The 19170-nt window shown below is 66.3% G+C and carries 17 protein-coding genes; 9 read left to right on the top strand and 8 right to left on the bottom strand.

Going from position 1 to position 19170, the window contains the following annotated elements:
- Positions 1-46 precede the first annotated feature (46 nt).
- From sbcC to ACODRW_RS16395, 3 genes are all read right to left on the bottom strand, one after another.
- Complete coding sequence (sbcC, locus tag ACODRW_RS16405) at positions 47-3472, bottom strand: exonuclease subunit SbcC (protein ID WP_488906192.1); 3426 nt, start codon at positions 3470-3472, stop codon at positions 47-49.
- Positions 3469-4689: an exonuclease subunit SbcD gene (gene sbcD / locus ACODRW_RS16400; protein WP_488906191.1), complete on the bottom strand. Its 1221-nt coding sequence runs from the start codon at positions 4687-4689 to the stop codon at positions 3469-3471. Before sbcD ends, sbcC begins: the two co-directional genes overlap by 4 nt.
- A gap of 73 nt (positions 4690-4762) precedes the next feature.
- Positions 4763-5236 (bottom strand): hypothetical protein, encoded by a 474-nt coding sequence (locus ACODRW_RS16395; RefSeq protein ID WP_107799176.1) that lies wholly within the window; start codon positions 5234-5236, stop codon positions 4763-4765.
- Positions 5237-5446: 210 nt separating this feature from the next.
- Here ACODRW_RS16395 and ACODRW_RS16390 point away from each other — a divergent pair, with 210 nt between their 5' ends.
- On the top strand, positions 5447-6553 hold the full coding sequence (locus tag ACODRW_RS16390) for an acyl-CoA dehydrogenase family protein (RefSeq protein WP_235088768.1): 1107 nt from the start codon (positions 5447-5449) through the stop codon (positions 6551-6553).
- Between the two features lie 220 nt (positions 6554-6773).
- On the opposite strand, the gene ACODRW_RS16385 is transcribed toward ACODRW_RS16390, so the two are convergent.
- Together ACODRW_RS16385 and ACODRW_RS16380 are read right to left on the bottom strand one after the other, a co-directional pair.
- Positions 6774-6968, bottom strand: a complete 195-nt coding sequence (locus ACODRW_RS16385; RefSeq protein WP_488906190.1) for a hypothetical protein — start codon at positions 6966-6968, stop codon at positions 6774-6776.
- Positions 6969-7099: 131 nt separating this feature from the next.
- Positions 7100-8140, bottom strand: coding sequence for a histone deacetylase family protein (locus ACODRW_RS16380; protein WP_488906189.1), 1041 nt, complete (start codon positions 8138-8140; stop codon positions 7100-7102).
- Between the two features lie 136 nt (positions 8141-8276).
- Between ACODRW_RS16380 and ACODRW_RS16375 the strand changes: the two genes are divergently transcribed.
- From ACODRW_RS16375 to ACODRW_RS16340, 8 genes are all read left to right on the top strand, one after another.
- Positions 8277-8750 (top strand): Lrp/AsnC family transcriptional regulator, encoded by a 474-nt coding sequence (locus ACODRW_RS16375; protein WP_227108254.1) that lies wholly within the window; start codon positions 8277-8279, stop codon positions 8748-8750.
- 30 nt (positions 8751-8780) lie between these two features.
- On the top strand, positions 8781-9455 hold the full coding sequence (locus ACODRW_RS16370; protein WP_227108252.1) for a glutathione S-transferase family protein: 675 nt from the start codon (positions 8781-8783) through the stop codon (positions 9453-9455).
- Positions 9456-10119: 664 nt separating this feature from the next.
- Positions 10120-10491 carry a hypothetical protein gene (locus ACODRW_RS16365; RefSeq protein ID WP_048414716.1) on the top strand — a complete coding sequence of 124 codons (372 nt, stop codon included), beginning with the start codon at positions 10120-10122 and terminating at the stop codon, positions 10489-10491.
- Between the two features lie 292 nt (positions 10492-10783).
- Positions 10784-11149, top strand: coding sequence for a hypothetical protein (locus tag ACODRW_RS16360; RefSeq protein WP_107799182.1), 366 nt, complete (start codon positions 10784-10786; stop codon positions 11147-11149).
- Between the two features lie 231 nt (positions 11150-11380).
- Positions 11381-11740, top strand: a complete 360-nt coding sequence (locus ACODRW_RS16355; protein ID WP_107799183.1) for a hypothetical protein — start codon at positions 11381-11383, stop codon at positions 11738-11740.
- 242 nt (positions 11741-11982) lie between these two features.
- Positions 11983-14739 (top strand): magnesium-translocating P-type ATPase, encoded by a 2757-nt coding sequence (gene mgtA, locus ACODRW_RS16350; RefSeq protein ID WP_488906188.1) that lies wholly within the window; start codon positions 11983-11985, stop codon positions 14737-14739.
- Positions 14740-14861: 122 nt separating this feature from the next.
- Positions 14862-15386, top strand: coding sequence for a DUF2165 family protein (locus ACODRW_RS16345; RefSeq protein ID WP_488906187.1), 525 nt, complete (start codon positions 14862-14864; stop codon positions 15384-15386).
- Between the two features lie 33 nt (positions 15387-15419).
- Positions 15420-17024: an EAL domain-containing protein gene (locus ACODRW_RS16340; protein WP_488906186.1), complete on the top strand. Its 1605-nt coding sequence runs from the start codon at positions 15420-15422 to the stop codon at positions 17022-17024.
- A gap of 39 nt (positions 17025-17063) precedes the next feature.
- Here ACODRW_RS16340 and ACODRW_RS16335 read toward each other — a convergent pair whose 3' ends face one another.
- The 3 genes from ACODRW_RS16335 to ACODRW_RS16325 all read right to left on the bottom strand — a co-directional run bounded on the left by ACODRW_RS16335 (position 17064) and on the right by ACODRW_RS16325 (position 19169).
- On the bottom strand, positions 17064-17408 hold the full coding sequence (locus ACODRW_RS16335; RefSeq protein WP_199225858.1) for an MliC family protein: 345 nt from the start codon (positions 17406-17408) through the stop codon (positions 17064-17066).
- A 136-nt stretch (positions 17409-17544) separates the two neighbouring features.
- Positions 17545-18633, bottom strand: a complete 1089-nt coding sequence (gene serC, locus ACODRW_RS16330) for a 3-phosphoserine/phosphohydroxythreonine transaminase (protein WP_488906185.1) — start codon at positions 18631-18633, stop codon at positions 17545-17547.
- 107 nt (positions 18634-18740) lie between these two features.
- A complete protein-coding gene (locus ACODRW_RS16325) occupies positions 18741-19169 on the bottom strand; it encodes a PaaI family thioesterase (RefSeq protein WP_319792930.1) in 429 nt (142 codons plus the stop codon).
- Between the last annotated feature and the right edge of the window lies 1 nt (position 19170).

Genomic DNA, 19170 nt, shown 5'->3' with positions numbered 1-19170 from the left:
CACCCGGCCGCCTCTCAACGACGCGCAGCCGATCGTGAACAGCCTCTTAGCCGCTCACCGTCAGCGCGGAGCAACCGGCGGCGCCGGCCCGGCCCACCCGGATCTGCACCGGGATGCGCTCCTTCAAGGCCTCCACATGGCTGATCACGCCTATGGTCTTGCCGCCAGCGTTGAGCGCGTCCAGGGCGTCCAGCGCCAGTTCCAGCGTGTCGCCGTCCAGGGTGCCGAAGCCCTCGTCCAGGAACAGCGAATCGATCGAGGTTTTGTGACTGGCCAGGTCGGACAAGGCCAACGCCAGCGCCAGGCTGACCAGGAAGCTTTCGCCGCCGGACAGGGTGCGGGTGTCGCGCGCGGCGTCGGCCTGCCAGCTGTCGACGATTTCCAGCTCCAGCTCGCCGTCGGCGCGGCGGCGCAGCCAATAGCGGCCGTGCAGCCGGCTCAGGTGGAGGTTGGCCAGCGCCACCAGATGCTCCAGCGTCAGACCCTGGGCGAAACGGCGGTATTTGTCGCCGCCGGCGGAGCCGATCAGGCCGTTCAAGCGCTGCCAGACGTCGGCCTCCTCGCGCAGACCGTCGATGCGGGCGAACAGCTCGCGCTGGCCGTCGCGGCGCGCGGCGTCGTTGTCGAGCAGGGCGCGCAAGGCGCCGTCCTCGCCGGCCAGGCTTTGCCGCTCGGCGTCCAGCGCTTCCATGCGCTGGCGCAATTCCGGTTCCGGCTGCGGCGAGGCGTTGTCCCGCTCCAGCGCCGCCAGCCGTTCCGCGGCCTGTTGCCGCAGCGCCGCCGCGCCCAGCCTTTCCCGCTCCAGTTGCCGGCCGAGCGCGCTCAAGCGCTCGCGCTCGGCCTCCGGCAAGGCCGCCGCCAGAAAGGCGGCGGCGTCCGCAAACGGGCTGGCGGCCAGGGCTTGGGCCCAGGCCTGTTCCGCGTCCTCGGCGCGCCGCCGCTGGCGCGCGGCGTCGCTGTCCGCCCGTTCCAGCGCGCCCTGGATCTGGGCCAGGGTCCGCGCGGATTCCTCGCAATCCGCGACCGCGGCCAGCCAGGCGGCCTCGGCGTCGCCGTCCTCCTGCGGCGGCGCCCCGTCCGGCAGCCGCAACGCCCGCCAGCGCGCGTCCCAATCCGCGACGCGTTCTCCGGCGAGCCGGTGCGCGGCGGCCTGGGCCTCCGCGTCGGTTTCCGCTTGCCGGCGAGCCTGTTCCAAATCTTTCCAGTCCCGCCAATCGGCGGCGCGCTGTTCCAGCCAGCCGGCCTCCTGCCCCGCTTCCGGGGCGTCGAAGCCCGCGGCGGCGATGTCGGCGTCGCGACCGCCGGCCAGTTCCCGCAGCTCGGCCTCGCGCTGCGCGAGCTCGTCCCGCAGCGTTTGCAGGCTCTGTTCCAGGCTACGCAGGCCGTGTTCTTGCAAGGTCCGTTTCTGGCCCAGCGCCTGAACGGCCTCGCTTTGCCGCTGCGCGTCCGCGCGCGCCCGTTCCAGCGCCGCTTCCGCCTGTTCCGCGGCGCGCAGCGCGCTTTCCTGCCGCTGCTGCAGCCCTTCCGCGTCCCGGCAGGCCTGTTCCAGCCGCGGTCCGCGCCAGTCCCCGTCCGCCAGCCCCCAGGGCGCGCCCTCGCTCAGCCATTGCGCGGCCAGGGTTTCGCGGCGCGCTTGTTCCTGTTTCGTCGCCGCGTCCAGCTGGCGCAGCTGCGCTTCGTCGCGCGCCAGCTGCGCCGCCGCCTGCTGGCCTTGTTCTCGCAGCGTCTCCAGCGCGGCCTCCTTGGCGTTCAAGGCCGCTTCGGCGGCGCCGATGTCCAGCGCCTGATAGGCGGCCACCGCCGGGTGCTCGCAAGCGCCGCATAAGGGGCAGGGTTCGCCCGGCCGCAAGGCGGCGCGGTGCTGTTCCAGGCTGAGAATGCGCCGCTCCTGCTCCAGCAGCCGCCGCTTGTCCGCCGTTTGTTCCTGCGCCAGCCGGTAATCGGCGCGCAGCCGCTGCAAGTCGGCGTCGCGGCGCGCTCGCTCGGCCTCCTGCGCCGCTCTTTCCTCGCGCCGTCCGGCCAGCCGCTCTTCCAGCGGCTTCAGTTCGGCGGCCAGCGTCTCCAGGCCGCGCAAGGCCGTGTTTTGGCGCAGCGCGCGCTGCCATTGCTCTCGCCATTCGGCCAGGCTGCGGCCGTCCAGCGCCGCCCGGCCGCCCTCTTCCGCCCGCCGCAGCGCGGCGGCGGTCTCCAGGCCGCGCCCTTCCGCCGCCTCGGTCTCCGCGTTCAAGGCCGCCAGGCCCTGGCGCTGGTTCAGCGTCCGGGCGTCCAGCTCCGCGACGCGCGCGGCGCAGCCGTCGCGCTGTTGCCGCAAGCGCTGCTGTTGATCGAAACCGGCGCGCCAACGTTCCAGCAACTCGCCCAGGCGCGCGCGATGGCTCAGCCGCCGGGCGGCGGCTTCTTGTTCCTCCGCCGCGGCCTTGAGCGCGTCCAGACGCGCTCCTTGGGTCCGCTCCAGCCGGCGGGCCTGGCTCAAGGCCCGCCAATGGCCGGCCTGCCAGTCCGCGTTCCGCGCCGCTTGCGCATGGCCAAGCGCCTGGCTTTCCGCGCTCAGACGCAGCAGCTCCGCCCGCGCCTGCTCCGTTTCCCGCCATTGCGGCAGGATGCGCCGCGCCGGCTCGTCGCGGCGCAAACACGCCAGTTCCGGCTCCGCCCGCGCCTCCTGCTCGCTGGCCCGCCGCCACGCCTCGTCGGCCTCCGCGCTCTGACGCCGCGCCTGTTCAAGGGCTTCGCGCCACTGCCATTGCTTGCGCGCCAGCTCCCAGTCCGCCTGCGCCTGGCGCGAGGCCGCGCCCAGCGCGGCCAGCCTGGCCTCCATGTCCGCGCGCCGCTCCGGTTCCAGCAGCTCCACGCCGTCGGCGCGCGCCTGCCATTGCTCCAGGGTCTGGCGCGCGTCGCGGGCGCGCTCGAACACCTGTTGCGAGATCAGGCCGTAGATTTCGCTGCCGGTCAGTTCTTCCAGCAGTTCCGCGCGCGCGTTGGCGTCGGCGTTGAGGAAGGCGGCGAAACCGCCTTGCGCCAGCAGCATGGACTTGGTGAAGCGTTCGTAATCCAGGCCGGTGATGGCTTCGACGCGCTTGAGCTTGTCCGCCACCTGGCTGCTGAGGATCTCGCCGTCGGCGTCGGCCAGCTCCACCTTGGGCGCTTGCAGCGCGCCGTCCGGCTTGTCGCGGGCGCGGCGCTGGCTCCAGAAGGCGCGGTAACGCCGGCCTTTGACTTCGAACTCCACTTCCGCCAGGCAGTCCGCGGTGTGCCGGCTCATGATGTCGTTGCTGCCCTGGGTCACGGCGTCCAGCCTTGGCGTCTTGTGGTAGAGCGCCAGGCAGATGGCGTCCAGCAAGGTGGATTTGCCGGCGCCGGTGGGGCCGGTGATGGCGAACAAGCCGCTGCCGGCGAAGGGCTCGGCGCTGAAATCCAGCTTCCATTCGCCTTGCAGCGAGTTGAGGTTTTTCAGGCGCAGGCTCAGTATCTTCATGCCTGTTCCTCCCGCAAGGCGGCCAGGGTTTCGCGATAGCGCAGCCGCAGTTGCTCCTGCAGCGGCGGATCAAGGGTTTCCAGCGCCAGCCGGCGCTCGAACACGTCCAGCGGCGTCAGTTCGTCCAGGGTTTCGCCGGCGGCCGAGGCCAGCCCTGAGGCGGCCTGCCCGCGGTCGCGCCGCACGCGCAAGAGCTCCAGCGGCAGGTCGGCGCACAGCGCCTGCGCGCGGGCGGACAGATCGCTCAGGTAGTCGTCGGCGCTGACCACGATCTCCAGCCAGACCGGCCGTTCCGCGCTGCCGGCCTCCGCCGCCTGCGCCAACAGCGCCGGCAACTGCGCCAGGCTGCCGCGCACCGAGCGCAAGGGCTGGAAGCAAGGCACCGCCAGCGGCCGGACGGAGCTTAGGCCCTGCTCGTCCAGCTCCGCCAGCAACACCTCCTTGCCCTGGCCGGCTTCGTCGAAGCTCAGCGGGATGGGCGAGCCGCTGTAACGGATGTGCTCGTGGCCGCCCACTTTCTGCGGCCGGTGGATGTGGCCCAGGGCGATGTAGTCGGCCGGCGGGAAGGCGTTGCTGGGAAAGGCTTCCAGCGCGCCGACGTAGATTTCGCGCACGGATTCGCTGGCGCTGGCGCCCACCGTGGTCAGGTGGCCGCTGGCGACGATGGGCAGGGGCAGGCCCAATTGTTCGCGGCGGCGGAGCGCTTGCTCGTACACCTGCCGGTAGCGTTCGCGTATGGCGTCCTGCAAGGATTGCTGCTTTTGCTCGGCGCTCTGGCCGGCCTGGCTGCGCAGCACGTCGCGCGGGCGGATATAGGGCAAAGCGCACAGCAGCGCGCCCGGCTCGCCGTCGCGGCGCTTGAGTATCAGGACCTGATCGGCCGGGTCCTCGCTCAGGGCCGGCACCACGCTGGCAGACAGATAGGACAACAGCGCGCGGCTTTCCGCCAGCGTGGCCACGGAGTCGTGATTGCCGCCCAGCAGCACCAGTTGCACGCCGGCGCGATGAGCGGCGGCGATCAGGCCGTTGTAGAGTTCGCGCGCGTAGCTGGGCGGCGCGCCGGTGTCGAAAATGTCGCCGGCCACCAGCACGACGTCGGCCCGGTGGACGTCGGCCTGCTCCAGCAGCCAGTGGATGAAGGCCTGGTGCTCCGCCAGGCGGGTTTTGCCGATGAAATGCTGGCCCAAGTGCCAGTCCGAGGTATGGAGGATGCGCATGCCGGCCGCTGAGTGGGTTCAATGCCCGGCAGTTTACCGGCTTGCCGCGTCCCGTCCAGTCCCGGGCCTCCGCTCAGTCGCCCCACTTGAGGCTGAGACCCAGCCCCTGGCAGTTTCTGTCGTCCGGCGCGCAATTGCTGTTGCGGGTATGCAGCTGCAAGGCGCTGTCCGCGCATTGCGGCGAATAAGGGTCCTGATCGCAAAGCTTGGCGCTGCCCATGGGCTGGGGCGGCGCGGAGGCGTAGGCGCGCTCGGCGCCCTTGGGCTGGCAATAGGCATAGCCGGGATGGCTTTGGCAGTCCACCGGCGTCTTGGGCTCTTGCTTGCTGCGCAGCGCCTGGTCCGCCAGCAGGCGGGTGCGCTCGGACGGCGGATAGCTGAAGCGTTTGCTGTCGTAGCCCAGGCTCCAGCCCGGCGGCGGCTTGGCCGCGGGGCTCGCCGTTTCGGGCGGCGTCGGCTTGAGGTCCAGGTCCAGCGCCAGACTGGGGCCTGCCAGGCCTAGCGCGGCCAGCAGCAGGCCAAGAGATAGAATGGGAGATGCGCTCATCGGAACCTTTCCCCGTTCCGCGCTTATGAACTGCCCGCGCCAAAGCGCGGCGGGAACGGTGTCAATGAAAAAAAAGATAGAGCCGCGATGGCGCGGACAAGTTCCGCCGCGCGCTCAATCGGCAGGGACAGATGTCATGCTGTACACATAGACAGCGCCGTCTATCCCGCCCAGAATGCCGCTGAAATCAACCACGCCCCTCCCCGCGCCATGCACCAAGCCGAATCCCTCGCCCTGCTCCGCCGCGTAGACCAACGCGTCCGCCTGCAACTGTCGCCGCTGGCCGCCGCCATCGACCAGCAAGGACATTATCCGGAGGAGATATTGCGCGGCCTGGGCGAAGACGGCGCCTACGCGGCCCTGTTGCCGACGGAAGCCGGCGACGGGCCGGGCCTGGCCGCGGCGATGGCGGCCATCGCCGAAGTCGGCGCGGTTTGCGGCAGCACCGCCTTTCTGGCCTGGTGCCAGAGCGCCAGCGTATGGCTGCTGCGCCACGCGGCGCCGCGGGCGGAGCTGAGATCGCTGATGACGGAACTGGCCGCGGGCCGGCGCCTGGGCGGCCCCGGCCTGTCCAACGCCATCAAGCACCTGGCCGGCCTTGAGCCGCTGCGGCTGCATGCCGAACCTTGCCCCAGCGGGTACCGGATATCCGGCGATCTGCCCTGGGTGTCCAATATCGGCGGCGGCCATGTGTTCGCCGCGGCGGCGGCCGCCTCGGACGGCGGCAAGCTGGTCTTCGTCGCCGATTGCGACGCGCCGGGGGTACGGCTCTGCGACGGGCCGCCCACCGCCGGCATGGCCGGCACCCGCACGTTGAGCGTGAGGCTGGACAAGGTGTTGGTGCCCGCCGAGCGGGTGGCGGCGGAACCGGCCGACTTCGCCGCCTTCATACGGCGCGTCCGCCCCGGCTTCGTGCTGGCGCAGGCGGCGGCGGGCCTGGGCATTGTGCAAGGCTGCCTGGACGACATCCAGGAAGCCAATCTGCGCGACGGCGAGCAGAATCGCTGGCTGGACCACTCGTATCAGGATCTGGCGGCCGAACTGGCCGGCTTGTGGCGCGAGGCGAAAACGCTGGCGCCTCAGGCCGAGGCGGGCCAGGTTCAACCCTTGAGCGTGCTGCGCTTGCGCGCCGCGGTGGGCGAATTGTGTCTGCGCGCGGCGATGTCGGCTCAGCTGCACGCCGGCGCGGCCGGCTTTCTGCTGTCGCATTCGGCGCAGCGCCGGCTGCGCGAGGCCAGCTTCATCGCCATCGTGACGCCGACGCTGAAACAGCTGCGACGCGAAATCGATCTCGCGGAACAGGCGCAGCCGGCTTAGAAGCCGTTCAAAATCCGCCCCGCCTCGCGCTGCGCAACGCAGGATAAGGCTTTGCCGGCGGGCCTTGGAACGTGTTTACGATCTCGCGAGCTAAAGCGAGACAAGGCGTTGCGGCTGAAGAAGCGGAATGTACGAGGGGCGCGCGAACATGCCGAACGCCGGCGCTCGCCGCGCCTCACGAAGCGCGGCGGACTTTGAGTGGATTCCTTGGAACGGGCGCTTAGTGGCGTAGATAGGCGAACAGCCCCACCAGCGCGATACAGGCGATCAACGCCGCATGCAGCAAGACTTCCTCCTGTCGGGCGCTGAGCCGCCATTTGACATGGCGTTTGCCCACCAGGGGCAGGTTGGGCGAAAAATGCTGATAAAACGCGCTGGGACTTCGATCTGCGGAGTCGGGATGGCCGCTTTTCATGAGAAATAACTCTGAAGTTGTCGGGTGTAAGCAATTTTACACCCGCCACTCTATGCTTTTTACATTTTTTTCACAAGTTCGGCTTGCCGGCAGGCGGCCCGGCGATTTATTCGCCGCCGGGCTGACCCAGGTCAAACGCCTACGCCGCCCGCCTGGAAGCCCGTCAACACATTCACCGCGTTGACGCCGATATCGTCCACCATATAACCGCCCTCCATCACGAACAGCGTCGGCAAGCCCAGCTCGGCGATGCATGCGCCCAGGCGCAGGAAGTCTTCGCTCTCCAGGCGGAACTGGCTGATCGGATCATCCTTGAAGGTGTCCACGCCCAGCGACACCACCAGCGCGTCCGGCGCATAAGCGGCTATTTGCCCGCAAGCGTGGCGCAAGGCTTCGCCGTAGGCCGGCCAGCCGGTGCCGTGCGGCAGCGGGTAATTGTGATTGAAGCCCAGGCCGGCGCCCCGCCCCCGCTCGTCGCGATGGCCGGAAAAATACGGGTAGGAGGATTTGGGATCGCCGTGCAAGGACAGAAACATCACATCGTCGCGCTCGTAAAAAATGCTCTGCCCGCCGTTGCCGTGATGGTAGTCCACGTCCAGCAAGGCCACCCTGGCCGCGCCGCCGTCCAGGCAGGACTGCGCCGCGATCGCCGCGTTGTTCAGATAGCAGTAGCCGCCCATATACTCGGCGGCCGCGTGGTGGCCGGGCGGCCGGCACAGCGCGAAGGCGCTTTTCTCTCCCGCCAGCAAGGCGTCCATGCCGGTCAAGGCCACGTCGGCGCTGGCGCGCGCCGCCCTCCAGGTGCCGACGGTAATCGCCACCCCGGCGTCCATCGCGTAAAAACCCAGCTTGCCGTCGATGAATTCGGGTTCGATGTCGCCGCGCAGATCGCGCACCGGCCAGATCAGCGGCAAGGCGTCGTGGCTGCGGCCGGCGGCGGTCCATTCGTCCCAGGCCCGTTCCAGAAAACGTACATAGCGCTGGCTGTGCACGCGGGCGTAACGTTCGCTATCGTATTCGCTCGGCGCGGCCACCGGGCCCAGCCCCGTCGCCCTCACTCGCGCCAAGATGGTGTCGGCGCGCCCCGGCTGCTCGAAACAGGGCATCAAGACCCCGTCTTTCAACTCGCAACCATGGTGCAGATGGTGCGCGTCGCTGTAAATCGTCAACATCCCCGTCCCTCCTCGTTTCTCGCTTGAATAAGGCAAGGCCCCAGTATGCGCCGCGGCCGCTGGAATAGTTTTGCTTTTGCCCCGCCTTCGGCGCTAATCTGGAGCAAGAAAGCAATATTGAAAGCGATTATTGAGCATGAATAGACTCAAAACCCCGCTGGATGATACGGATCTAACTCTGTTGCGCTTGCTGCAGCAGGACGGAGCGATGTCCAACCCCAAGTTGGCCGAACGGCTGTCCCTCAGCGTCACCCCCTGCTGGCGGCGGCTGAAGCGGCTGGAGGAAGCCGGCTACATCAAGGACTACCAGGCCAATCTGGACCGCCGCAAGCTGGGCTATGATGTGCTGGCCTTTGTCCGGCTCAGCTTCGGCCAGCACGCCGACGACGCGCCCAATCGTTTTGAAGACCGGATGCGGGAGCGCCCGGAGGTGCTGTCCTGCCACAAGATCACCGGCGACGCCGACTATCTGCTGCAAGTGGTCGCGCCTAATCTGGACGCGTACAGCGACTTCATCGAAACCGTGCTGCGCCGCACCCCGGGCCTGCACTCCATCCACTCCAGCCTGGCGCTGCGCGAAGTCAAGGCCGGCAGCCGGCTCCCCATCTAGCGCGCTCCGGCGCAATGGAAGAACCCGCCCATGATCACCGTCCACCACTTGAACAATTCCCGCTCGCAACGTGTGCTCTGGCTGCTGGAGGAGCTGAACCTGCACTACCGCATTCAGCACTACCAGCGCGATCCGCTCACCCTGCTCGCCCCGCCGGAACTCAAGGCGGCGCACCCTCTGGGCAAGTCCCCGGTGATCAGCGACGGCGAGCTGACCCTGGCCGAATCCGGCGCCATCGTCGACTACCTGGTGGACACCTACGGCTCAGGCCGGCTCAAGCCCGCCGCCGGCGCGCCGGAGCACAGCGACTACCTGTTCTGGCTGCACCACGCCGAAGGCTCGCTGATGCCGCCCTTGGTGATGAGCCTGGTGTTCTCGCGGCTGGACCGGCCGCCGGTCCCTTGGCTGCTGCGGCCGCTGGCGCGCAAACTGGCCGCCGGCGTCCGTCGCGCCTATCTGCAACCGCAGCTGGACGCGCTGCTCAGCCATGCCGACCGCTGCCTGGCCCGCCACGGCTGGTTCGCCGGCCCCGTCTTCAGCGCCGCCGACATCCAGATGAGTTTTCCGCTGGAAGCCGCGCGCGCGCGCGGCTATCTGAATCGGGAACATCCGCATGCGCTGGACTTCCTGCGCCGCGTCCATGCGCGGCCGGCCTATCGGGCCGCGCTGGAAAAAGGCGGGCCTTACGCTTACGGCGACGATTGATTCCTGCTGAAACCGGCTCCAAGTCCGCAGCGCTTTGTGAAGCCTTGCAGGGTGAATGCGAGCTCAACATGCTCATGCGCCACGAGCAACTCCGCTCTTACGCTCGTTTTCGCCTTGTCTTGCTCTGGCTCGCGAGACTTTGAACCGTTTCTTATATTAATAAACGGCGAATATCCGCCGCATTGAAGACCTGGCTTCAGGCATTGCGACGCCGTTTTTCATTCCACCCCATGCCCATGGCTTATTTAGTGTTGCGCCGCACACAAAAATGTAAAAAAGTTTGATTCAGGATTGCCTATCCTCGTAAAGCCCCCTATAATCCGGGCATCTCAAATACTGCAAAGGTTCATCGTGGACAACGACGGAAGTAGTCGATCTTGTATCGCAACGCCGTCTTGCAGGATTTAGCAGAACCTTTTCTCTGCCACATCCTGCAATGACAGGGTGTGGTGTCTAAAATTCGGCAACAACGCACATCAGCGACCCGCCTAGCGCGCGGCCCAGTGCGAGCCGGACCCCAGGCCGAACGGCCAAGCTTTTCAGACATCCCCAGATTCGCGCCGCGCAGGCGGCTTGCCGCCTGATTGCGCACGGATTCCCTTTGACGGCGTTTGCCTTCGGATTTCGTCGCGTCCTCCTTGCATCGCCAATGGGAGGAATCATCATGCGCTTGATCACTAAACTGGCAGCCCTGCTGCGCCCAGGCAAAACCACCGCCCCGGCCGCCGTTTACCAGTTGAACATTTTTTGCGTCCATGCGGACCTGACCATGCTGCGCGTGCAAGCGGCCAAGCAATTGCACGCCCGCGGCCTGGAGGTGGAACGCATCGCCCTGACCGCCGGCGACAACGACCTGGCCTGTCTGAGCGTGCTCTTCGCCTGTCCGGACGTGGCCAGCCGTTGCCTGAACCAGCTAGCCGCGCATTTTTGCCAGCTGCCCCAGGTCAACCGGGTTCACTGGGCGCGCCACGCGCAGCGCCCGCGCGTGCCCAACCGCGCCTTTTTGCTGGCCCAACGGGCCCATTTGGCGCACTGAACCCACCCCGACTTCCCGCGCGCGGCCATGTCCGCGCGATCCTATAAACGCAAACGCTGCCAGCCAGCAGGAGGTTCCGATGTTGATAGAAGACCCTGAACCGCGACCGCGCCGGCCCTTGGCGAATTGCTGATCTGAGCCCCTCCCTTATTGCGACAACGGGACCGGCCAATTAGCCGCCGCCGACCATCGCAATCGACCATTAAATTATTTTTATTTCTGCGTCTATAAAACACAGAAAGGGAATAATGCTGTCCGTCGCATTTTCAAAATGAAAATGAGGGAGTGAAATATGCGCCACAATAAACTGGCTTGGTTATTCAATTATCTCGCGCGCAATCCAAGCAAACGCCAAGACGAAACCAGCTGCCACCTGAATGTGATTTGCGACATCCCGGTCATTACCGCGCTGCGCAAACAACTATTCTGGGAAATGCACACCCTGGGCCTGGCGGCGACCCACGTCGCCATCACCCCGGCCGCCGCCTCCGGACAAGCCTGCCTGAGCGTGCGCCTGGATTGCCCGGTCGCCCTGCGCCGCGCCTTCAATGAAATGGCGCTGCGCCTGAGCAAGATGCCGGAGATTCACCGCGTCCGCTGGGGACGCCGCAAGCCGGAGACGCGGGCCACGCCCCGTCGCTGGGCGGCCAGCGCCTGAGCGTCCATTGAGTTCAACCCCACCGCCAAGAAAGGCCAGCCATGTCTGAAGAACCGGAACCCCGATCTTGCAGACCCGAGGCCGCCCGCACCGCCTGATCTCCTCCGCCTGACGGCGGCGGGATAGGCCCGCGCGCCTCGCCACCGTCAAAAACAACCCTGTCATCGCATGCCGCCAGGCAGGGGCCGGCACGTCCGCACGCGACGGAAGCCGGATCGCAAGGAGATCGCCATGAACGACATCATCCGCCACAACATCCGGCCGCAGCGCTATCAACTGTCGGTCATCTGCCCCACGCAAGCGGTCAAGGCCGCGCGCCGGGAAATCCGCGCCGCCGCCCAAGGCCACGGGCTGAAAGTGTCCAGCTGGAACGAAACCCTGCTGGCCGGCGAATGCCACGCCTCCGGCGCGCCGGCCAACTGGATGCTGGCCACCGAGTTCCGTTCCCGCGGCGACGCCTCCATGCATTTCCTGGAAGCCGTCATGCAGCGGCTCGGCAACCTGCCGCTGGCCCGGGTCCGGCTGGACATCCTGCCCGGCCAGGTCCGGCCCGAGTGGTCCGCCGGAGTCCGTCCGCTGGCCCAATCCTGATTCACCCTCCCGCGCCGCCCAGCCGCGGCGGCGCGGGCTTCAAGCCCACATGAAGGAAACACCATGACCGACGACAGTTACCCGCTACCGCCCGCCCTGCACACACCGACAACAACGCAGGCGGGCGCAAAACAACAACCCGGAACATCCGCAACACCCGCCGTGCTGCGTCCGCCAGACACCAGGCCGGCCTGAACAGGCCCGACCGCTCTGCGCGAAACAGGCGCGCAGGAGACGAAACAATGACGAAACACACTAGCAGCCGACACAAGCTGAAAGGCTATGTCGCCACCCCAGGCGCAAAACAGGAAAAACCGGTTATCCGCGCGGTACAGGAAGCCGAAAGCTCCGTGGAAGAAACCTTGCAACGCGTGCGCGGCCACCAGGACGGTCTGACCATGGCGGAGGCGCATCAGCGCTACGCCCAGTTCGGACCCAACGAGGTGGCCCACGACAAGGCTCCGCACCCGCTGATCCAGCTGGCGCAAGCGTTCAAGAACCCCTTTGTCGTGGTGCTGATGGTGCTGGCCGCCATCAGCTATTTCACCGATGTTTATTTCGCCAGCCCCGGCGACGAGGAATGGACCGGCATCATCATTCTGCTGACCATGGTCGGCATCAGCGGCCTGCTGCGTTTCTGGCAGGAATTCCGCTCCGCCAAGGCGGCGGAAAAGCTGAAATCGCTGGTGCGCAACACCGCCACCGCGCAGCGGCGCCCGGCCAACGGCAGCAGCCCGATCCGCCAGGAAATCGCGATGAGCGAGCTGGTGGTGGGCGACATCGTCCACCTGCAGGCCGGCGACATGATTCCGGCCGACATCAAGCTGATCGAATCCCGCGATCTGTTCATCAGCCAGGCGGTGTTGACCGGCGAAGCGCTGCCGGTGGAGAAGTACGACACCCTGGGCGCGGTGGCCGAGAAATCCGCCAACGGCCAGGCCAAGGGCGACGCCGATCTGCTGGACCTGCCCAATGTCTGCCTCATGGGCACCAATGTGGTCAGCGGCAAGGCGTCCGCCATCGTGGTGGCCACCGGCACCGACACCTATTTCGGTTCGCTGGCGCGCAGCGTGGTCAGCCACAAGCGCGTGGAAACCAGCTTTGACCGCGGCGTCAACAGCGTATCCTGGCTGCTGATCCGCTTCATGCTGGTGATGGTGCCGGTGGTGTTCATGATCAACGGCCTGACCAAGGGCGACTGGATGTCCGCCCTCACCTTCGCACTGGCGGTGGCCGTGGGCCTGACCCCGGAAATGCTGCCGATGATCGTGTCCGCCAACCTGGCCAAGGGCGCGGTGGCGATGGCGCGGCGCAAGGTGGTGGTCAAGCGGCTGAACTCGGTGCAGAACTTCGGCGCGATGGACGTGCTGTGCACCGACAAGACCGGCACCCTGACCCAGGACAAGATCATCCTGGAACACCATTACAATATCCATGGGCTCAAAGACGAAGGCGTGCTGCAACTGGCTTGGCTGAACAGCTTCCACCAGAGCGGCATGAAGAACCTGATGGATATTGCCGTGGTGGAGCACGCGGACGAACTGGGCAGCCGGGTCAAGCCGGACGGCTATAACAAGGTGGACGAAATGCCGTTCGATTTCGTACGCCGCCGCCTGTCCGTGATCGTGGAAAACCAGCGCGGCCGCCAGTTGATGATCTCCAAAGGCGCGGTGGAGGAAATGCTGGCCGTCTCCAGCCATGTTCAGGACGGTTCGCAGATCAAGCCGCTGACCGCCGAGGAGCGCGCCGCCCTGCTCAAGCGCAGCCAGGACTACAACGCCGAAGGCTACCGCGTGCTGCTGGTCGCCACCCGCGACATCCCCGCCGAAGAAGCCAAGCGCAACTACAAGACCAATGACGAGGCCCAGCTGGTGGTGCGCGGCTTTCTGACCTTCCTGGATCCGCCCAAGGACTCCGCGGCGCCGGCCATCCGCGCGCTGAAGGAATACGGCGTGGCGGTCAAGGTGCTGACCGGCGACAATCCCATCATCACCGCCAAAGTGTGCCGCGACGTCGGCCTCAGCCCCGGCGTGCCCTTGATCGGCAAGGACATCGAGGCGATGGACGACGTGGCGCTGTGCAGCGCGGTCAAGCACACCACCATCTTCGCCAAGCTGACTCCGCTGCAGAAGTCCCGCGTGGTCAAGGCCCTGCAGGCCAACGGCCACACCGTGGGCTTCCTGGGCGACGGCATCAACGACGCGCCGGCGCTGCGCGACGCCGACGTCGGCATCTCGGTGGACAGCGGCGCGGACATCGCCAAGGAAACCGCCGACATCATCCTGCTGGAAAAGAGCCTGATGGTGCTGGAAGAAGGCGTGATCAAGGGCCGGGAAACCTTCGGCAACATCCTCAAGTACCTGAACATGACCGCCAGCTCCAATTTCGGCAATGTGTTCTCGGTGCTGGTGGCCTCGGCCTGGCTGCCTTGGGAGCCGATGCTGGCGATGCACCTCTTGATCCAGAACCTGGTCTACGACGTATCGCAGATGGTATTGCCCTGGGACAAGATGGATCCGGAGTTCCTGAAGAAGCCGCGCAAGTGGGAAGCCAACAACATCAAGCGCTTCATGCTGTGGCTGGGCCCCACCTCCTCGGTGTTCGACATCACCACCTACACGCTGATGTGGACGGTGTTCGGCGCCGGCGCGGCCTACTACGCCGGCCTGGCCCACGGCGTCAGCGACGGCGGCGCCAGCATCATGCACTCCGGCTGGTTCATCGAAGGCCTGGTGTCGCAGACCCTGGTGGTGCACATGCTGCGCACGCGCAAGATCCCCTTCCTGCAAAGCACCGCCTCGTTGCCGGTCCTGCTGTCCACCTCGGTGGCCATCGCCATCGGCTGCTACCTGCCGTTCTCGCCGCTGGCGGACAGCATCGGCTTCGTCAAGCTGGACCCCAGCTACTTCTGGTGGTTGCTGGCGACCATGCTGGGCTATATGACGCTGACCCAGATCGTCAAAACCCTTTACATCAAACGCTACGGCCGCTGGTTCTAAGCCAGTGCGTCCAAAGCTGTCCCAACCCCGCTTGCGCGGGGTTTTTTTACGCCGGCGCCGGCCATTCCCAGCGTCTTGCCGCGCTGGCACAATCGCCCCATCCCTCACGATAAGGAAATCCCATGCATCTGCCCTCTTTGCGCCGCGCCCAGCAAGGCCTGAAAAGCCTGCTCGCGCTCTCCATCGCCCTGTTCGGCCTGCTGGCGGCCAGCGGCAATATGCTGGACTACGACAGCAATTGGCAGTTCGTCCGCCATGTGCTGGCCATGGACGGCATGGAACCCTGGTTTAGCGGCCACGCGTTGAAAAGCCGGGCCATCACCGATCCCGGCTTGCAGCAGGCCGCCTATCTGGCCATCATCGCCGGCGAGCTGCTGTTCGGCCTGATCTGCGCCTGGGGCGGCTGCGCCATGCTGCGCGGCGCGCTATGCGGACGCGAGGACGCCTATCTGCGTGGCAAGACGCTGTTCACGCTGGGCTGCGTTCCGGCGCTGCTGGTCTGGTACACCGGCTTCGCGGTGATAGGCGGAGAATACTTCGCGATGTGGGCCAGCCAGTGGAACGGCCAGATGAAGGCCTACGCCTTCATCGGCTTCATCCTGCTGAGCCTGGTCTACCTGTCGCAGCCGGAAGCGGCGGAGCGCTAGCCGGCCCGGCAACGGCGGCGGCCCTCGTATATCATGAACCATGCCGACTTCCGCATCCGCGCCATGATGTCCCGCCGCCTCACCCTGCCCGCCCGCATCAGCCGCTGGCTGTTGATCGGCGTCGCCGCGCTCCTGCCGCTGGCCGTGATCACCCCCATCGTTTACTGGCAGGAAAGCAACCGGCTGCGGCAGCAGGCCACCCTGCAGACGAGCCAGGCGGAAAACATGCTGGATCTGATGCTGGACTACGCGGAACAGGCCACCGTCACCGTCGCTCCGCTGACCGGCCAGCCGTGTTCGCGGATTGAACAAGCGCTGCGCAAACAAGTCACCATCGTGCCCTTCATCCGCAGCGTCACCCTGGAACGCGACGGCATTCTCTATTGCTCCTCGCTGTTCGGCGTCTACCACCGGCAGATTTCGCCGCCGGACACGCCGCGGTCGGCCACCGAACTGCGCCTGATGTCCGGCAACGAGCTGACGCCGGACCGGCCCTTGATCATCTACCGCAAACAAGCGGGTCCGACGGCCATCTACATCGCCATCGACGGCGTGCATCTGCAGTTCAGCCTGGACATGGCCAGCGACTACAGTCCGGTCTATATGCGCGTAGGTCCGCACTGGATAGGGCCGGACCACGCGGTACACCTCAACCCCAGCCCGTCCTTCGATCTGCTCACCATAGAACGCGCCTCCCCCCGCCACCCCTATGCCGTGATCAGCGGCTTCAACCACCGCGACCTGTACCGCCAGATGGCCAACAGCTACGAGCTGGTGTTTCTCAGCATGGCGGCCCTGGGCCTGGTGCTGGCCGCCGCGCTGCGCTGGCAGCTGAACCGGCCGGCCTCGCCCACCGTGGAATTGCAGCGCGCGCTGGACAACGGCGAGTTCGAGCCCTTTTTGCAACCGGTGGTGCGCTCGGACGGGCTGGGCTGGCAAGGCGCGGAGGCGCTGATGCGCTGGCGCCATCCGCGCGACGGCCTGATCCGGCCGGACCTGTTCATTCCGCGCGCCGAGGATTGCGGCATGATCGTGCCGATGACGCGGCAGATGATGCGCCAACTGGCGCGGACCCTGGGGCGGAGCCGGCTGCCGCCTCAATTTCACCTGGGCATCAACATCACCGCCGCTCATCTGCGCGACGACGTCTTGCTGGGGGACTGCCGACAATTTCTCGCCCACTTCCCGCCCGGGGGGCTGAATCTGATGCTGGAGCTGACGGAAAGAGAGATGGTGGAGCCCACGCCGGAGGCCTGCGCGCGGCTGGCGCGGCTGCGCGAGCTGGGGGTAAAGATCGCGATAGACGATTTCGGCACCGGCCATTCCAGCCTGGTCTATCTGCAACAGCTGCCGCTGGACGGCATCAAGATAGACAAGAGCTTCACCGCCAGCATAGGCGCGGACGCGCCGTCCAGCCACATTGTCGACAGCGTGGCGGAGCTGGCGCACAAATTGAAATTGGAAATCGTGGCGGAAGGGGTGGAAACCGAGGCCCAGCGCGCCTACCTGACCCGCCTGGACGTGGGCTGGCTACAAGGCTATCTGTTTGCGCGGCCGATGCCGCTGCGCGAGTTTCTGCTGCGCCCGGAACTGGACGCCGCGCGGGCGGCGGCGCCCGACGCCGACGCGGCGCCTTAGAACCTGTTTACGATCTGCCGCGCGTCTGAGACCCGGCTCTTAGCGCCGGCTTTCCTTGCAGTCGTCCAGCAAGGCCTTGTCGGCGATTTCGTCGCGCAACGAGCCTTCCGGCCCCTTGGTCCACCAGCTGTATTGCTCGGCCGCGTATTTGGCGCCGGAACCGGACAGCACATTGCTCAGCAGCATGGTCTTGCCCTTGATCGGCAATACGGCGAAGCTCTGGCCGTTCTTGACGTTGTAATACTTGACCGTCAGCTTGGCGCCGTCGGCGCAGACGTAGTTGACGATCTGGCGCTGTCCGGCCGGGATCTCCGGCAAGGTCAGCGGTTTGGCCAGCGCGGCCGCGCTGCTCAGGGCCAGTACGGCGAATACGGCGGATTTCATCATTTCACTCCTGTTCTTGGCTGCCGGCCGCCGGCCATTCGGCGGCGACCGGGGATAGACCGCGGCGCGGCGGCTTCGTTCGCCTCCGCCATGAAAAAGCCCGCCTGACGGCGGGCTGGAAGGCGTGCGCTACGGCTCAGCCGTGCATGCGGGCGAAGTCCTGCATGAAGTTGGCCAGCGATTTGACGCCCTCGATCGGCATCGCGTTGTAGATGGAGGCGCGGATGCCGCCCACCGCGCGGTGTCCTTTCAGCTGGATCAGGCCGTTCTTGCGCGCTTCCAGCAAAAAGGTCTCCTCCAGCGCTTCTTCCCTCAAGCGGAACACCACGTTCATCCGCGAGCGGAACGGCGCATCGATATGAGTGTGGTAGAAGCCGCCGCTGGACTCGATCACATGATTGAGCAAGCCGGCCTTTTCCTCGTTGCGGGTGGCGATGGATTTGACGCCGCCCTGCTCCTTCAGCCATTTGAACACCAGGCCGGAGATGTAGATCGGGAAGGTGGGCGGCGTGTTGTACATGGAATCGGCGTCGGCGTGCACCTGGTAGTTGAGCATGGTGGGCAAATCGGCCCGCGCCTTGCCCAGCAGGTCTTCGCGCACGATCAGCACCACCAGGCCGGACGGGCCGATGTTTTTCTGCGCGCCGGCGTAGATCAGGCCGAACTGGCTGACGTCCACTTCCCGCGACAGGAAGTCCGAGGACATGTCGCAGACCAGCGGCACGTCCGGCAGGCTTTGCGGCACGAAGGGGAATTGCAGGCCGCCTATGGTCTCGTTGGAGGTGTAATGCAGATAGGCCGCCTTGGGATCGCGCTGCCAGCCGGCTTCGTCCGGCACGTAGGCGAAATTGCGGTCTTCGCTGCTGGCCGCCACGTTCACCTTGGCGTAGCGGCGCGTTTCCTTGATCGCCAGCTTGGACCAGTGGCCGGTGTTGACGATGTCCACGCTGTCGCGCTCGCCCAGCAGATTCAGCGGCACCTGGGAAAACTGCAGCGAGGCGCCGCCTTGCAGGAACAGCACTTTGTAGTTGGCGGGAATGCCCATCAACTCGCGCAGATCGTGCTCGGCGTCATGGATGATCTCCATGAACTCCTTGCCGCGATGGCTCATTTCCATCACGCACATGCCGGAGCCGTGCCAGTCCAGCATTTCGCTTTGCGCTTCGGCCAGCACCTGGTGCGGCAGCACGGCGGGGCCGGCGGAGAAGTTGTACACTTTGGCCATGTTCATCCTCTATTTGCGTTGACGGCCCTTGGCGCCCGCACCGGCGAACTTTCGGGCCTTGGTATGCGACAAGGCCCGATCGCTAAGCGCCGGGCCTTTGTTATAGCTTACTGACTGAGCAGGAAGTGGGCTCTCGCCACGGCAACCGGCTTTCGCCGGTCTTCTTGCCAGGCTTCGATCAGCACATTGGCCACCCGCTTGCCCTGCTTGGTGATCTCGCACTTGGCGTACAGGGTTTGCGGCCGGCCCGGACGCAGATAGTCCAGCGAGAAATCGACGATTTTCGGCGTTTCCAGCGATTCCCGGTTCCACATCAGGTGCAGCATCGCCGAGCTTTCCAGAAAGCCGCCGATCAGCCCGCCGTGCAGCGCCGGCAAGGCGGTGTTGCCGACGTTGCGCTCGGAAAAGGGCAGCTGAAACAACAGCTCGCCGGCCTCGTCCTCGCCCAGCTCCACCCCCATCAGCTTGATGTAGGGCAGTTCTTCCACGATGAGCGCATAGGCTTTTTGATCGCGCAGCGTGTTGAAACGTTCCATG

It is taken from the genome of Chromobacterium sp. FG89 (genome assembly GCF_057808735.1).
This window is presented reverse-complemented; position numbering and strand designations above follow the sequence as displayed.